This is a genomic window from Streptomyces sp. NPDC102258 (assembly GCF_055584685.1).
On record NZ_JBVJLO010000008.1, the window covers coordinates 170,760 to 185,804 of the forward strand.

Consider the following 15,045-nt stretch of genomic DNA (forward strand, 5'->3'; position numbering starts at 1 on the left):
CCCGGCCGCCCGACGAGGCCCGGGCCCGGGCCCGCTTCCGGCCGCCCGTCCCCCTCGGCGGCGGCCCGGCGGCGCCGCACACGCGAGAGCGGCGGGCCCCGGGGAGACCCCGGAACCCGCCGCTCGCGGCGAAGGCCGTCAGACCACGATCAGCGCGTCCAGCGGGGCGTCACCCAGCGCGGGAGCCAGCTTGGCCCGGCCCGGCAGGAACGACAGCTCCATCAGGACGGCCACCCCCGCGACCTCGGCCCCGGCCCGCCGGATCAGCTCCAGGCACGCCTCGGCGGTCCCGCCGGTCGCCAGCACGTCGTCGATGACCATGACCTTGTCCCCGGCGGCCAGGTCCTCCGCGTGGACCTCGATCTCGGCGCTCCCGTACTCCAGCTCGTAGGACTGCGCCAGCGTCGCACCCGGCAGCTTCCCCGCCTTGCGTACGGGGATGAACCCGATGCCCGCCTGGACCGCGACCGGCGCCGCGAGGATGAACCCCCGCGCCTCCAGCCCGACGATCTTCGTGGCACCGTAGCGCGCGGCCAGCTCCACCAGCGCGTCCGTCAGCGCCCCGAAGGCCTTCGGGTCGGCCAGGAGCGGGGTGATGTCCTTGAACGTCACCCCCGGCTTGGGGTAGTCCTCGACGTCCCTGATCCGGGACAGCAGCAGCTCGCGGACCTCGGGCGAACAGGCGGTACTCAACGGCGCCGCCTCCCCTGACCACCCTGGGCCACGACCTGCGCGCCGTCCTCGCCGGAACCGTCCCCGTCGTCGGCCGGCTCGCCCTTGGCGGCGGCGGCCGCGCGCTTGGCGAGGACCCGCTTGGTGAGGGCCTTCATCGCCGGCTCGCGCTCCTTCAGGTCCACGACCAGCGGGGTCGCGATGAAGATCGAGGAGTACGCGCCGGCCGCGAGGCCGACGAACAGCGACAGCGAGATGTCGTTCAGCATGCCCGCGCCCAGGAAGCCGCCGCCGATGAACAGCAGCGCGGCGACCGGGAGCAGCGCCACGACCGTGGTGTTGATCGAACGCACCAGGGTGCCGTTGATGCTGCGGTTGGCGACCTCGCTGAACGTGTAGCGGGTCTGCTTGGTGATGTCCTTCGAGCCCTCCTTGAGACCGTCGAAGACGACGACGGTGTCGTAGAGGGAGTAACCGAGGATCGTGAGCAGACCGATCACGGTGCCCGGGGTGACCTCGAAGCCGACCAGCGCGTACACGCCGACCGTGATGGTGAGGTCGTGGATCAGCGCGACCAGCGCCGCGATGGCCATCCGCCACTCGAAGGCGATGGCCAGGTAGATCACCACGAGGACCATGAAGATCGCCAGGCCCGTCCAGGCCTTGTTGGCGATCTGCTCGCCCCAGCTCGGGCCGACCAGGTCGGTGTTGATCTGGTTCTCGGTGACCTTGAGGTCGGTGGCCAGCTGCTTCTTCACCGGAGCGGCGGAGTCGGTGTCCAGACCGGAGATCTGGATGCGCATGCCGCCGGTGCCGAGCTTCTGGACGATCGCGTCGTGGCCGGAGGCCTTCTGCGCGTCCTCCGTCACCTTCGCGACGGAGACGGACGTCTTCGGGGTGGTGAAGACGGCACCGCCCTTGAACTCGATGCCCATGTTGAGGCCCTGAACGGCCAGGGCCACGATCGCCGTGATGGTGATCAGGATGGAAACGCCGTACCAGAGGAAGCGCTTGCCGACGAAGTCGTAGCCGACCTCACCGCGGTACAGCCTGGCGCCGAGATCTCCCAGCTTCGACATCTCTCACGCCTCCTTTGCGTCGACGGGGGCGGGAACGGGACCGCTGCGGCGGGACCGGCGCAGCGGCGGCTTGGCGCCGAGCCGCTTGGGGTCCAGACCGGACCACGGGTGACCGCTGGCGAAGAACTTCGTACGGGCGAGCAGCGTCATGACGGGCTTGGTGAAGAGGAACACCACGACCACGTCGAGCAGGGTGGTCAGACCCAGCGTGAACGCGAAGCCCTGGACCTTGCCGACGGTGACGATGAAGAGCACCGCGGCGGCGAGGAAGGACACGAAGTCGGAGACCAGGATGGTGCGCCGGGCCCGGGGCCAGGCGCGCTCGACGGCCGGACGCAGGGTGCGGCCCTCGCGGATCTCGTCCCGGATGCGTTCGAAGTAGACGATGAACGAGTCCGCCGTGATGCCGATCGCGACGATCGCGCCACAGACGGCGGGCAGGTTCAGCGCGAACCCGATGCCCTTGCCGAGCAGCGCCATGATCGTGTACGTGAGCACCGCCGAGACCAGCAGGCTGACGATGGCGATGAAGGCGAGACCGCGGTAGTACATCAGCAGGTAGATCACCACGAGGGCGAGGCCGATGGCACCGGCGATCAGACCGGCCTTCAGCTGCTCGCCGCCGAGCGCGGCGGTGACGGTGGTGACGCTGTCCTCCTGGAAGGACAGCGGCAGCGCGCCGTACGAGAGCATGTTGCCCAGGTCCTGCGCGGACTGCTGGGTGAAGCCGCCGGAGATCTCGGCGTTGCCGCCGGTCAGCGCCTGGCTGACGGACGGGTCGGAGATGACCTCGCCGTCGAGCACGATCGCGAACTGGTTCTGCGGGGACTGCTTCGTGGCCAGCTCACCGGTGATCTTGGCGAACTTGTCGGCGCCCTTGTCGGTGAACTGCATGGTGACGATCCACTGACCGCGCTGCTGGTCGATGACGCCCTTGGCGTCCTTCACGTCCTGGCCGTTGACCTGGGCCGGACCGAGGACCCACTTGCCCCACACGGCCCCGCGCTTGCCACAGGCGAGCATCGGGTCCTCGGGCTTGGCACCCTTGCCGGCGGCGGCGCGCTGGTCCTCCTTGGAGCAGTCCAGCGCGGCGAACTTCGCCTGCAGGTCCGCGACGGCGGGGTCGACCGGCGGCGCGCTCGGGGCGGGGGGCGCCGAGGGGGTGGCCTTGTCGTCTGCCTTCTTCGACTCGCTCGCCGAGGGCGAGGGAGAGGGGGCACCCGGGGCCTTGAGGGCCTCGCTGAGCACACGGCCCTGGGAAGTGGCGCTGGACGACGGGGTGGCCGGGGCGGAGGGCTTGGAACCCTCGGACTTCGGGGCGCCGGAGCCGCTCGCGGAGGGGCTGGGAGACGTGCTCGGGTTCGGCTCGGGAGCCACCGGGGCGCCGTCGGCGAAGGCCAGCACGGGGCGGAAGTAGAGCTGGGCGGTGGTGCCGACCTGCTCGCGCGCCTGCTGCTCGTTCGTCCCCTTGGGGATGTTCACGATGATGTGGTCGCGGCCCTGCGTCTGGACCTCGGCCTCCGAGACGCCGAGACCGTTGACGCGGCGCTCGATGATGCCGACCGCCGTGTTCATGTTGGTCTCGTTGACCGCGTTCGGCTTGCCGGGCTCGCTCTTGGCCTTGAGCGTGATGCTCGTACCACCCGCGAGGTCGATGCCCAGCCGGGGGGTCGTCTGCTTCGTGAGGAACATCCCCGCGGTGAGCGCCACCATCGCGATCAGGATGACGGCCAGGGCGCGCCCCGGCCTCCCCTGAGCCCCCGTGGGCCGCCGGCCCTTCTTCGGTGCTGCCACCTTGTCGTTTCTCCCTGTCCAACCGTCCCGCGCCGGGTCAGCGCGCGGACGGCCACGAATGTGTGGTGGGGACCCCTGCCCCCCGCAGAAGTGGACTGCGGGAACCGCGGCGGCCGCCGGTCAGGCGCCACCGCGGTCCCGGCCGGGCGCTACTTGGCGCCGGGCTCGCCGTCGGTCTTGCCGTCCTTGGGCTCGTCACCCTTGGGCTCGTCGCCCTTGCCCAGGTCGAGCTTGGGGGTCTCGTCCGCGTCGGCGTCCTTGGACGGGTCCTTCGACAGGTCCGTCTTCGGGGCGTCGGTGCCGGTCAGCGAGGAGGCGTCGTCCGGGACGACCGGAGTGTCGAGCGACAGGTCCTCGGTGACGCCGTGGACGATGCGGTTGTACTCCTCGTCGTCGAGGACCGCGCCGATGGAGTTCTTCGCGTAGATCGCGTGGACGCCGGGAGCCACCTCAAGGGTGACGGTGTCCTCACCGATCTCCTTCACCGTGGCGTACATGCCGCCGATGGTGCGGACGCCGGTGCCGGGCGACATGTGGTTGCGCATCTGCGCGGCCGCCTGCTGCTTCTTCTTGGCGGAGCGGGTCATCAGGAACATCGCCCCGATGAGCACGATGAACGGGAGGAGTGTCACGAGATTCACGGGACGGAGATCCTTCGCACGACCGCACGGGAGACGGCCATTTTCTACGGGGGTGGGCACGCCGACCCGAAGGGTCGGCATCGGCGGAGTCTAGGCGAGTCCGCACCGATGGAACAACGCCCAGCATGGCACCGCGGTTCCTGAGCGGTCGAACCTCCGCGCCGTCAGGCCCCGAACAAGCCCTGTTGTCCGCTTGATCCACTCCCCTGCTGGTGGGGCGGTACGAGGCCCAGGTGGGCCCATGCGGCGGGGGTCGCGACGCGCCCGCGCGGGGTGCGGGCCAGCAGGCCCTCCCGTACGAGGAAGGGCTCGGCCACCTCCTCGACGGTCTCGCGCTCCTCGCCGACCGCCACAGCCAGGGTCGACAGCCCGACGGGGCCGCCGCCGAACAGCTTGAGCAGGGCCTCCAGGACGGCCCGGTCCAGCCGGTCGAGGCCGCGCGCGTCCACCTCGTAGACCTGGAGGGCGGTCTGGGCGACCTCGCGGGTGATCACCCCGTCGGCCCTGACCTGGGCGTAGTCGCGGACGCGGCGCAGCAGGCGGTTGGCGATGCGCGGGGTGCCGCGGGAGCGTCCGGCGATCTCGGCGGCTCCGGCGGTGTCGATCTCGACGTCGAGGAGGCGGGCGGAGCGGTGGATGACGCGTTCCAGCTCCTCGGGGGCGTAGAACTCCATGTGCCCGGTGAAGCCGAAGCGGTCGCGCAGCGGCGGGGGCAGCAGGCCGGCCCGGGTGGTGGCGCCGACGAGGGTGAAGGGCGGCAGCTCCAGCGGGATGGCGGTGGCGCCGGGTCCCTTGCCGACGATCACGTCGACGCGGAAGTCCTCCATCGCCATGTAGAGCATCTCCTCGGCGGGCCGGGACATGCGGTGGATCTCGTCGAGGAAGAGGACCTCGCCCTCCTGGAGGGAGGAGAGGATCGCGGCGAGGTCTCCGGCGTGCTGGATGGCGGGGCCGGAGGTGATCCGGATGGGGGCGCCCATCTCGGCGGCGATGATCATGGAGAGGGTGGTCTTGCCGAGGCCGGGCGCGCCGGAGAGCAGGACGTGGTCGGCGGTGGCGCCGCGCTGCTTCGCCGCCTTGAGGACGAGGTCGAGCTGCTGGCGGACCTTCTCCTGGCCGACGAACTCGCCGAGGTCCTTGGGGCGCAGGGCCGCCTCGACGGCGGTGTCCTCGCCGTCGGCGGCGGGCGCGACGATCCGCTCCGGCTCGGCGGTGTCGCTCTCGTCGTCCCAGTTCACGGTCTCAGTCTGCCTTCTGTGTGCGTACGTGGTCGGGCGCGGGGCCGCCCGCGCGGTGCCCGGCGCCCCGGGCGGGGCGGGCCGGGCGGGCGGGGTCAGCGGGCCCGGTTCAGGCTCTGCAGGGCGGCGCGGAGCAGCTGCGGGACGGGGGCGGAGCCGCTTTCGGCGAGGGCCGCCTCGGCCTGCGGGGTGACGGCCGAGACGGCCTCCTCCGCCTCGCGGGGCGCGTACCCGAGCCCGATCAGCGCGGCCTGGAGCTGCTCGGTCCACGGCGCGGGGCCGGTGGCGACGGCCCGCTGGGCGCCGACGAGGCCGCTGGTGCCCAGGGGGGTGCCGAGCTTGCCCTTGAGCTCCAGCAGGAGCTTCTGGGCGCCCTTCTTGCCGATGCCGGGGACCGCCGTCAGGGCCTTCTCGTCTCCGGTGGAGACCGCGAGGCGCAGTCCGTCGGGGCTGTGCGCGCCGAGCATCGCCTGGGCCAGCCGCGGTCCGACGCCACTGGCGCCCTGGAGCAGCTCGAAGACCTGGCGTTCGTCGTCGTCGGCGAAGCCGTAGAGGGTCAGCGAGTCCTCGCGCACGACCAGGGAGGTGGCGAGCCTGGCCTCCTCGCCGATCCGCAGCTTCGCGAGCGTGTTCGGGGTGCACTGCACGGCCATGCCCACGCCCCCGACCTGGATGACGGCCGTGGTGGGGGCGAGCGCGGCGACCTGTCCGCTGACGAAGGCGATCATCGGGTACGGCCTTTCGAGGCGTGCTGGGCGACCGCCTGCTGGAGGCGGCTCTGGGCGGGGGCCCGCCAGATGTGGCAGATGGCGAGGGCGAGGGCGTCGGCGGCGTCGGCCGGCCTGGGCGGCGCGGACAGTCGCAGGAGCCGGGTCACCATGGCCCCGACCTGCGCCTTGTCCGCGCGGCCGGTACCGGTGACTGCGGCCTTGACCTCACTGGGGGTGTGCAGGGCGACCGGTATCCCGCGGCGCGCGGCGCAGAGCATGGCGACGGCGCTGGCCTGGGCGGTCCCCATGACGGTGCTGACGTTGTGCTGGCTGAAGACCCGCTCCACGGCGACGACCTCGGGCCGATGGGTGTCGAGCCATTCCTCGATCCCCCGCTCGATGGCGACGAGCCGGTGTCCGAGCTCGGCGTCCGCCGGGGTGCGCACGACGCCCACCCCGATCATGGTCAGCGGCCGCCCGGCGACCCCTTCGACCACCCCGACGCCACACCGCGTCAGCCCCGGGTCCACACCGAGTACGCGCACCGGCCCCCCTCCCTCGCTCACCTGTCCGTGCAGGCTATCGGGTGGCACTGACAGAGCGACGGGCCGACAGGGTGTGTCCCCTGCCGGCCCGTCGCGATCCGCGACGCTCAGGCGTCGACCTTCTCCATGACCTCGTCCGAGACGTCGAAGTTGGCGAAGACGTTCTGCACGTCGTCGCTGTCCTCCAGCGCGTCGATCAGCTTGAAGATCTTGCGCGCGCCCTCTTCGTCCAGCTCGACCTGCATGGTCGGCAGGAAGTTGGAGTCGGCCGAGTCGTAGTCGATGCCGGCCTCCTGGAGCGCCGTGCGGACGGCGACCATGTCGGTGGCCTCGCTGATGATCTCGAAGCTCTCGCCGAGGTCGTTGACCTCTTCCGCGCCCGCCTCCAGCACCGTCTCCAGGACGTCGTCCTCGGAGAGCTCGCCCTTGGGCAGGAGCACGACGCCCTTGCGGTTGAACAGGTACGAGACCGAGCCCGGGTCGGCCATGGAGCCGCCGTTGCGGGTCATGGCGACGCGTACGTCGGAGGCGGCACGGTTGCGGTTGTCGGTGAGGCACTCGATGAGCACCGCGACGCCGTTGGGACCGTAGCCCTCGTACATGATCGTCTCGTAGTCGGCGCCGCCGGCCTCAAGGCCGCCGCCGCGCTTGACCGCGGAGTCGATGTTCTTGTTGGGGACCGAGCTCTTCTTCGCCTTCTGGATGGCGTCGAAGAGGGTCGGGTTGCCATCGATGTCGGCGCCGCCCATACGGGCCGCGACCTCGATGTTCTTGATCAGCTTCGCGAAGAGCTTGCCGCGCTTGGCGTCAACCACGGCCTTCTTGTGCTTCGTCGTAGCCCATTTAGAGTGGCCGGACATCTGCCTGTCTCCTTCGCGTCACCAACAGTGTTCGCCTCAGATCCTACCGGGACGCCTTCACAGCCCTGCGCGCACCATGTCGACGAAGTACGCGTGGACGCGATCGTCGCCGGTCAGTTCGGGGTGGAACGAGGTGGCGAGCACGTTTCCCTGCCGCACGGCCACGGTGTGGCCCTCGTACGTGGCGAGCACCTCGGCCGAGGCGCCGACCGACTCGACCCAGGGGGCGCGGATGAAGACGCCCTCGACCGGGCCGCCGGCGATGCCGGCGAAGTCGATCTTCGCCTCGAAGGACTCGTTCTGGCGGCCGAAGGCGTTGCGGCGCACGATCATGTCGATGCCGCCGAGCGTCTCCTGGTCGTCACGGCCGTCGAGCAGCTTGTCGGCGAGCATGATCATGCCGGCGCAGGTGCCGTAGACCGGCAGGCCGGCCCGCACGCGCTCGCGCAGCGGCTCCAGCATGCCGAACAGGACGGCCAGCTTCGACATGGTCGTGGACTCGCCGCCGGGGATCACCAGGGCGTCGACCTCGGCGAGCTCCTCGGGGCGCCGGACCGGCCTGGCCACGGCGTCCGCCGCGGCCAGGGCGATCAGGTGCTCCCGTACGTCGCCCTGGAGGGCCAGGACACCAATCACGGGGGTGGTCATGGCAGGGACTACCAGCCGCGGTTGGCGTAGCGCTCGGCCTCGGGGAGGGTGTCGCAGTTGATGCCGACCATGGCCTCGCCCAGGTTGCGGGAGGCGTCCGCGATGATCTTCGGGTCGTCGTAGAAGGTGGTGGCCTTCACGATGGCGGCGGCGCGCTTGGCCGGATCGCCGGACTTGAAGATGCCGGAGCCGACGAAGACGCCCTCGGCGCCGAGCTGGCGCATCAGCGCGGCGTCGGCCGGGGTGGCGACGCCACCGGCGGAGAACAGCACGACCGGGAGCTTGCCGAGCTCGGCGACCTCCTTGACGAGCTCGTACGGGGCGCGCAGTTCCTTGGCGGCGGCGTACAGCTCGTTGTTGTCGAAGCCGCGCAGCCGGGCGATCTCGTTCTTGATCTGGCGCAGGTGGCGGACGGCCTCGACGACGTTGCCGGTGCCGGCCTCACCCTTGGAACGGATCATGGCCGCGCCCTCGGCGATGCGGCGCAGGGCCTCGCCCAGGTTGGTCGCGCCACAGACGAAGGGGGTGGTGAAGGCCCACTTGTCGGAGTGGTTGACCTCGTCGGCCGGGGTCAGGACCTCGGACTCGTCGATGTAGTCGACGCCGAGGGACTGCAGGACCTGGGCCTCGACGAAGTGGCCGATGCGGGACTTGGCCATGACCGGGATGGAGACGGCCTCGATGATCTCTTCGATCATGTTGGGGTCGGACATCCGGGCCACGCCGCCGTCCTTGCGGATGTCGGCGGGGACCCGCTCCAGGGCCATGACGGCCACGGCGCCGGCGTCCTCGGCGATCTTGGCCTGCTCGGCGTTGACCACGTCCATGATCACGCCGCCCTTGAGCTGCTCGGCCATGCCGCGCTTGACGCGGGAGGTGCCGATGGCCGACTCAGCGGACTGGGAAGAGGGGGGAAGCGTGCTCACGGGTTGACCTCACTCGAAAGGAAGACGGGTACTACACCGCTGAGAAAACCCCACCGACCAGTCCACAGCAAGGGCCAATGTGGAGCCGGTGGCCCCTCGACTTGTCCCCCGTGGCTCTAGGCCGCTCCCCAAAGCCCCGCTCGGCCGCCTACGCGGGGCGGTCGGCCAGGTCCGCCGGGGGCTCGTCGTCCATTTCGAAGGCCAGCGGGAAGGGGGCGTGGCCGGCCAGCCGGAACCAGCGGACCTTGCGGTGCCGGCGCAGCGCGCGGGCGGCCCGTACCGCGTCGTTGAGGAACCGCCGCGCCATCGGCACCCGGCGCACCGCGGCCGCCAGCTCCTCGGCCGCCGCCTCGCCGCCCGGGGCCGCCTTCAGCTCCTCCACCTGGTCGGCGTCCGCGAACACCGCGCGCAGGGCCTGGCTGAGCTCGCTCTCGGCGACCTCCCGGTGCTCCTCCTCGGCCTGCCGGGCCGCGTGGGCGGCCTCGTACAGCACGAGCGAGGAGGCGGGGTCCAGGGCGCCGGAGGTGGCCACCTCCAGCACCACCGAGGCCCGCCGCACCAGCTGCGCGTCCAGGGCGGCGCGGGCGGCGTCCATCCGCGCGTGCAGCCGGTCCAGCCGCCCGGCGGTCCAGCTGAGGTAGACCCCGACGACGCCGAGCGCCAGCGCGATCCAGACAAGGTTTTCGATCACGGGCCGCGACACTACCCGCTAAGGCGGGGGGTGCGCTCAGCCGTCCCGGGAGAAGCCGAGGCGGGTGCGCAGCGGGACGCGCTCGTCGGCGGCCACCGCGGCCGCGCCGTCGGTCACCGTCTCGTAGACGGCCAGGATGTCCGCGCCGACCGTCGACCAGTCGAAGCGCCGTACGTGCGCCGAGCCGCGCGCGCTCAGTTCCGCCCGCCGCCCCGGATCGCGGAGCAGGGCCACAGCGGCCGCCGCCAGCGAGGCCGCGTCCTCATTGGCGAACAGCTCCCCGGCCGCGCCCTGGTCCAGGACCTGCGCGAAGGCGTCGAGGTCGGAGGCGAGGACGGCCGCCCCGGCGGACAGCGCCTCGACCAGGATGATCCCGAAGCTCTCGCCGCCGGTGTTGGGGGCCACGTAGACGTCGACACTGCGCAGCAGGCGCGCCTTGTCCTCGTCGGAGACCATGCCGAGGAACTCCACCCGCGAGCGCAGCTCCGCGGGCAGCGAGGCCACCGCCTCCTCCTCGTCGCCGCGGCCCGCGACGAGCAGCCGTACGTCCGGGCAGCGCTCGACGATGGCCGGGAAGGCGGCCATCAGCACCGGCAGGCCCTTGCGGGGCTCGTCGATGCGGCCGATGAAGCCGAGGGTCTGCCCCGACCAGTCGGGATTCGGCTCGGCCCGGGCGAAGAAGTCGACGTCGACGCCGTTCGGGATGACCACGGCGTCCCCGCCGAGGTGTTCCACCAGCGTGCGCCGGGCGTACTCGCTGACCGCGATCCGCGCGCTGATCTTCTCCAGCGCCGGCTGGAGGATCGGGTACGCGGCGATCATGGCCCGCGAACGGGGGTTCGAGGTGTGGAAGGTGGCCACGATCGGCCCCTGCGCCGCCCAGCAGGACAGCAGCCCCAGGGAGGGCGAGGCCGGCTCGTGGATGTGGATCACGTCGAAGACCCCGTCGTGCAGCCACCGCCGCACCCGGGCCGCCGAGAGGAAGCCGAAGTTCAGCCGGGCGACCGACCCGTTGTACGGCACCGGCACCGCCCGTCCCGCCGAGACCACGTAGGGCGGCAGCGGGGTCTCGTCGTCGGCCGGGGCGAGCACCGACACCTCGTGGCCGCTGCGGATCAGGTGTTCCGCCAGGTCACGGATGTGGAACTGGACGCCGCCCGGCACGTCCCACGAGTACGGGCACACGATGCCGATCTTCACTACGGGCGCTCCTCCAGGTCGTCCAGCCACAGCCGCTGCAGCATGTGCCAGTCCTGCGGGTGCTTCGCGATCCCCCACGCGAAGGCGTCCGCGACGGCCTGGATCATCACGGCGGTCTTCTCGGGCCGCGTCCCGGTCTCGGGCACCTTCACCTCGGGGTGGATCCGGCCGTACATCTTCGGCTCGTCCCCGTAGTACAGCGTCGCCGGGAGCAGCACCGCACCCGTCTGCTGGGCCAGCAGCGCCGGCCCGGCCGGCATGCGGGCGGTGGACCCGAAGAAGTCCACCTCGACCCCGGAGGCCGACAGGTCCCGGTCCGCGACGAGGCAGACCAGCCCGCCGGCGCGCAGCCGCCGGGCGAGCATCCCGAAGGCGGCGCCGCCGTTGTGCGGCAGGACCTCCATGCCCAGGCTCTCGCGGTAGGCCACGAAGCGGTCGTAGAGCGACTCGGGCTTGAGCCGCTCGGCGACCGTGGTGAAGGGCACCCCGATGTGGCCGATGGCCCAGGCTCCGGCCAGGTCCCAGTTCGCCAGGTGCGGCAGCGCCACGACGACCCCGCGGCCGCCGGCGAGGGCCTCGCGCAGCAGGTGCTCGTCCTCGAACGCCACGTCCGTGGAGAACCGCTCCGGGTCCATCGCGGGCAGCCGGAAGGACTCCATCCAGTAGCGCATGTACGAGCGCATGCCCGCCTGCGACAGCTCCCGCAGCCGCTCGGGCGTCGCGTCCGGCACCACCCGCGCCAGGTTCGACTCCAGCCGCAGCACGCTCTTGCCGCGCCGCTTCCAGACCACGTCGGCGATCTTCCGGCCGAGGGCCACGGCGGCCGGCTCGGGCAGCTTCTTCACGCCCGCCCAGCCGAGCCCGTACAGGCCGTCGACCAGCTTGTCCCGTGCCGAGCCCATCAGGCCGCACCGCCCTCGGAGCGGGCGGCCGCGGCGTCGGCCTCCGCCGACTCACGGCGTACGGTGACCACGCGCTGGACCAGGGTGACGAGTGAGCCCACCGCCACGACCCACAGCGCGATCGGCAGCAGCACGCCGATCCACGACGGGACGCCGAAGGTCTGCAGCCCGGACAGACCGGCCGCGACCAGCGAGATCACCAGCCGCTCGGCCCGCTCGATGAGCCCGTTGACGGCGACCGGCAGCCCGATCGACTCCCCGCGGGCCTTGGTGTACGAGACCACCTGCCCGCTGGCCAGGCAGAAGATCGCCACCGCGCACAGCACGTTGTCGTTCCCGCCGCCCGCGTACCAGAGCGCGAGGCCGCCGAAGATCGCCGCGTCCGCGACCCGGTCGAGCGTGGAGTCGAGGAACGCGCCCCACCGGCTGGAGACCCCGGCCTGACGGGCCATGTTGCCGTCCACCAGGTCGGAGAAGACGAAGAGGGTGATCGTGATCGTGCCCCAGAAGAACTCGCCCCGGGGGAAGAAGACCAGCGCTCCGGCCATCACCCCGGCGGTGCCGATGAGGGTGACGGCGTCCGGGCTCACCCCCCGACGGAGGAGAAACGCGGCGAACGGCGTGAGAACACGCGTGAAGAATGCACGCGCGTACTTGTTCAGCATGGCCTTCCCGGAGGGTCGCTGGGCCGCACGGCCACCACGGCCACCGGCTGGCCCATCGTAGCCAGCGCGCCGGGCCCCCCACGCCGCGCACCCACCGGTTCGCGGCGCGCAATCCGCCCGCCGGGCCACCGTCACGCTCCGGACAGCCGCCGGTACGACGTATGGACGCGGTGTGACACCGGTGCAAAGCTCGAAGGACCCCGATCTCCTCCTCACCGCGACACCAGGAGGCACGAGCACCATGGGAGCCACATCACACCCGTCCGGAGCCGCCGGCAGGGCACTGACGGCCGACCGCCCCTCTTCCGTACGGAACGTCGTGCTGGTCGGCCACAGCGGCTCCGGCAAGACCACCCTCGTCGAGGCCCTCGCCCTGACCGCCGGGGCCGTCAACCGGGCCGGCCGGGTCGAGGACGGGGCCACCGTCTCGGACTACGACGAGATCGAGCACCGCCGCCAGCGCTCCGTCCAGCTCTCCCTCGTCCCCGTCGAATGGGCCGGGATCAAGATCAACCTTCTGGACACCCCCGGGTACGCCGACTTCGTCGGAGAGCTCCGGGCCGGTCTGCGCGCGGCCGACGCCGCCCTCTTCGTCGTCTCCGCCGCCGACGGGATCGACGGCGCGACCCGCATGGTCTGGGAGGAGTGCGAGGCCGTCGGCATGCCCCGCGCCATCGTCGTCACCCATGTGGAGGCGGCCCGGGCCGACTATTCCGAGATGACCGCCGTCTGCGGCGAGGCCTTCGGGGCCGAGAACCCGGACGCCGTCGTCCCGCTGTACCTGCCGCTGCACGGGCCCGCCGGCCCCGACGGCCACGCCCCCGTCACCGGCCTCATCGGCGTGCTGTCCCGGCGGGTGTACGCGTACTCCTCCGGCGCGCGCATCGAGCGCGACCCGGACGCCGCCGAGCTGGCCCTGATCGACACCGCCCGGGCCCGGCTGATCGAGGCGATCATCGCCGAGAGCGAGGACGAGGGCCTCATGGACCGCTACCTCGGCGGCGCGGACATCGACGTCAAGACCCTGGTCGACGACCTGGAGCGGGCGGTCGCCCGGGGCACCTTCCACCCCGTCCTGATGGCCGCCCCCGCCGCCGAGGGCGCCCGGCAGGGCCTGGGCACCGTCGAACTCCTCGAACTGATCACCGGCGGCTTCCCCACCCCCGAGGAACGCGCCCCGGTCACCGTCACCGCCCCCGACGGCTCCCCCCGCCCCGCCGTCACCTGCGACCCCGCCGGCCCGCTCCTCGCCGAGGTCGTCAAGACCTCCTCCGACCCCTACGTCGGCCGCGTCTCCCTCGTCCGCGTCTTCTCCGGCACCCTGTGCCCCGAGGAGACGGTCCACGTCAGCGGCCACGGGCTGGCCGACCGGGGCCACGAGGACCACGACGTCGACGAACGCGTCGGCGCCCTCACCTCCCCCTTCGGCAAACAGCAGCGCACCCTCGCCACCTGCATCGCGGGCGACCTGGCCTGCGTCGCCAAGCTCACCCGCGCCGAGACCGGCGACACCCTCTCCGCCAAGGGCGCCCCGCTCCTCATGGAACCCTGGCCCATGCCCGAGCCGCTGCTCCCCCTCGCGATCGAAGCCCACAGCAAGGCCGACGAGGACAAGCTCTCCCAGGGCCTGGCCCGGCTCGTCGCCGAGGACCCGACCATGCGCCTGGAGCAGAACCCGCACACCCACCAGCTCGTCCTGTGGTGCCTCGGCGAGGCCCACCAGGACGTCGCCCTGGAACGGCTGCGCACCCGCTTCGGAGTCCAGGTCGACCCGGTCCCGCACAAGGTCAGCCTGCGCGAGACCTTCGGCGCCAAGGCCACCGGCCGCGGCCGGCACGTCAAACAGTCCGGCGGCCACGGCCAGTTCGCGATCTGCGAGATCGAGGTCGAGCCGCTCCCGGCCGGCAGCGGCATCGAGTTCGTCGACCAGGTCGTCGGCGGCGCCGTGCCCCGCCAGTTCATCCCCTCCGTGGAGAAGGGCGTACGGTCCCAGGCGGCCCGGGGCCTGGCGGCCGGCCATCCGCTGGTCGACGTACGGATCACCCTGCGCGACGGCAAGGCGCACTCGGTGGACTCCTCCGACGCCGCCTTCCAGACCGCCGGCGCCCTCGCCCTGCGCGAAGCCGCCGCCGACGCCCCGATCCACCTCCTCGAACCCGTCGCCGAACTCGACGTGGTGGTCCCCGACGCCTACGTCGGCCCGGTCATGAGCGACCTCGCCGGCCGCCGCGGCCGCGTCGTCGGCACCGAACAGGCCGGCCCCGGCCGGAGCCGGGTCCGCGCCGAGATCCCCGAGATCGAGATCGGCCGCTACGCCCTGGACCTGCGCTCCGTCTCGCACGGCACCGGCCGGTTCAGCCGCTCGTACGCCCGCCACGAGCCGATGCCCGCCCACCTCGCGGACAAGATGCGCGAACAGGTGGAGAAGGGAAGCGCCTTGACATAACCCCGTGGCCGCCGCCCACCCAACCCGC

At 72.0% G+C, this 15,045-nt stretch carries 15 protein-coding genes; 1 reads left to right on the forward strand and 14 read right to left on the reverse strand.

All coding sequences use genetic code 11. The features are described 5' to 3' along the window. Positions 1-138: 138 nt before the first annotated feature. From ACZ6ZT_RS16115 to pgsA, 14 genes are all read right to left on the reverse strand, one after another. The gene (locus ACZ6ZT_RS16115; RefSeq protein ID WP_469719789.1) at positions 139-693 is read right to left on the reverse strand and encodes an adenine phosphoribosyltransferase; all 555 of its coding nucleotides are present in this window, start codon (positions 691-693) and stop codon (positions 139-141) included. After that, positions 690-1,751: a protein translocase subunit SecF gene (secF, locus tag ACZ6ZT_RS16120; RefSeq protein ID WP_469719790.1), complete on the reverse strand. Its 1,062-nt coding sequence runs from the start codon at positions 1,749-1,751 to the stop codon at positions 690-692. The genes ACZ6ZT_RS16115 and secF overlap by 4 nt, the downstream gene beginning before the upstream one ends. Positions 1,752-1,754: 3 nt before the next feature. Beyond that, the gene (gene secD / locus ACZ6ZT_RS16125) at positions 1,755-3,545 is read right to left on the reverse strand and encodes a protein translocase subunit SecD (RefSeq protein WP_469719791.1); all 1,791 of its coding nucleotides are present in this window, start codon (positions 3,543-3,545) and stop codon (positions 1,755-1,757) included. 149 nt (positions 3,546-3,694) lie between these two features. Next, positions 3,695-4,186: a preprotein translocase subunit YajC gene (yajC, locus tag ACZ6ZT_RS16130; RefSeq protein ID WP_469719792.1), complete on the reverse strand. Its 492-nt coding sequence runs from the start codon at positions 4,184-4,186 to the stop codon at positions 3,695-3,697. 164 nt (positions 4,187-4,350) lie between these two features. Further along, entirely contained in the window at positions 4,351-5,424 is a 1,074-nt protein-coding gene (gene ruvB, locus ACZ6ZT_RS16135; protein ID WP_469719793.1) for a Holliday junction branch migration DNA helicase RuvB, read from the reverse strand. 95 nt (positions 5,425-5,519) lie between these two features. Then, positions 5,520-6,152: a Holliday junction branch migration protein RuvA gene (gene ruvA, locus ACZ6ZT_RS16140; protein WP_469719794.1), complete on the reverse strand. Its 633-nt coding sequence runs from the start codon at positions 6,150-6,152 to the stop codon at positions 5,520-5,522. Further along, complete coding sequence (ruvC, locus tag ACZ6ZT_RS16145) at positions 6,149-6,679, reverse strand: crossover junction endodeoxyribonuclease RuvC (protein ID WP_469719795.1); 531 nt, start codon at positions 6,677-6,679, stop codon at positions 6,149-6,151. The genes ruvA and ruvC overlap by 4 nt, the downstream gene beginning before the upstream one ends. Before the next feature lie 107 nt (positions 6,680-6,786). Beyond that, a complete protein-coding gene (locus ACZ6ZT_RS16150) occupies positions 6,787-7,539 on the reverse strand; it encodes a YebC/PmpR family DNA-binding transcriptional regulator (protein WP_008740481.1) in 753 nt (250 codons plus the stop codon). Between the two features lie 57 nt (positions 7,540-7,596). Further along, complete coding sequence (gene pdxT / locus ACZ6ZT_RS16155; RefSeq protein ID WP_469719796.1) at positions 7,597-8,187, reverse strand: pyridoxal 5'-phosphate synthase glutaminase subunit PdxT; 591 nt, start codon at positions 8,185-8,187, stop codon at positions 7,597-7,599. 8 nt (positions 8,188-8,195) lie between these two features. Next, positions 8,196-9,113, reverse strand: coding sequence for a pyridoxal 5'-phosphate synthase lyase subunit PdxS (pdxS, locus tag ACZ6ZT_RS16160; RefSeq protein WP_469719797.1), 918 nt, complete (start codon positions 9,111-9,113; stop codon positions 8,196-8,198). Between the two features lie 148 nt (positions 9,114-9,261). Beyond that, on the reverse strand, positions 9,262-9,804 hold the full coding sequence (locus tag ACZ6ZT_RS16165) for a LemA family protein (RefSeq protein WP_469719798.1): 543 nt from the start codon (positions 9,802-9,804) through the stop codon (positions 9,262-9,264). Positions 9,805-9,840: 36 nt separating this feature from the next. Further along, entirely contained in the window at positions 9,841-11,004 is a 1,164-nt protein-coding gene (locus ACZ6ZT_RS16170; protein WP_469719799.1) for a glycosyltransferase family 4 protein, read from the reverse strand. Further along, positions 11,004-11,906, reverse strand: coding sequence for a phosphatidylinositol mannoside acyltransferase (locus ACZ6ZT_RS16175; protein ID WP_469719800.1), 903 nt, complete (start codon positions 11,904-11,906; stop codon positions 11,004-11,006). The genes ACZ6ZT_RS16170 and ACZ6ZT_RS16175 overlap by 1 nt, the downstream gene beginning before the upstream one ends. Next, positions 11,906-12,571: a phosphatidylinositol phosphate synthase gene (pgsA, locus tag ACZ6ZT_RS16180; RefSeq protein WP_469719801.1), complete on the reverse strand. Its 666-nt coding sequence runs from the start codon at positions 12,569-12,571 to the stop codon at positions 11,906-11,908. The genes ACZ6ZT_RS16175 and pgsA overlap by 1 nt, the downstream gene beginning before the upstream one ends. A 241-nt stretch (positions 12,572-12,812) precedes the next feature. Here pgsA and ACZ6ZT_RS16185 point away from each other — a divergent pair, with 241 nt between their 5' ends. Then, on the forward strand, positions 12,813-15,017 hold the full coding sequence (locus ACZ6ZT_RS16185) for an elongation factor G-like protein EF-G2 (RefSeq protein ID WP_469719802.1): 2,205 nt from the start codon (positions 12,813-12,815) through the stop codon (positions 15,015-15,017). Positions 15,018-15,045: the final 28 nt, after the last annotated feature.

Coding starts and splice junctions, on each gene's coding strand:
- secF (WP_469719790.1), bottom strand. CDS start 1,751: ATGTCGAAGCTGGGAGATCTCGGCGCCAGGCTGTACCGCGGTGAGGTC.
- ruvA (WP_469719794.1), bottom strand. CDS start 6,152: ATGATCGCCTTCGTCAGCGGACAGGTCGCCGCGCTCGCCCCCACCACG.
- ACZ6ZT_RS16150 (WP_008740481.1), bottom strand. CDS start 7,539: ATGTCCGGCCACTCTAAATGGGCTACGACGAAGCACAAGAAGGCCGTG.
- pdxT (WP_469719796.1), bottom strand. CDS start 8,187: ATGACCACCCCCGTGATTGGTGTCCTGGCCCTCCAGGGCGACGTACGG.
- ACZ6ZT_RS16175 (WP_469719800.1), bottom strand. CDS start 11,906: ATGGGCTCGGCACGGGACAAGCTGGTCGACGGCCTGTACGGGCTCGGC.
- pgsA (WP_469719801.1), bottom strand. CDS start 12,571: ATGCTGAACAAGTACGCGCGTGCATTCTTCACGCGTGTTCTCACGCCG.
- ACZ6ZT_RS16185 (WP_469719802.1), top strand. CDS start 12,813: ATGGGAGCCACATCACACCCGTCCGGAGCCGCCGGCAGGGCACTGACG.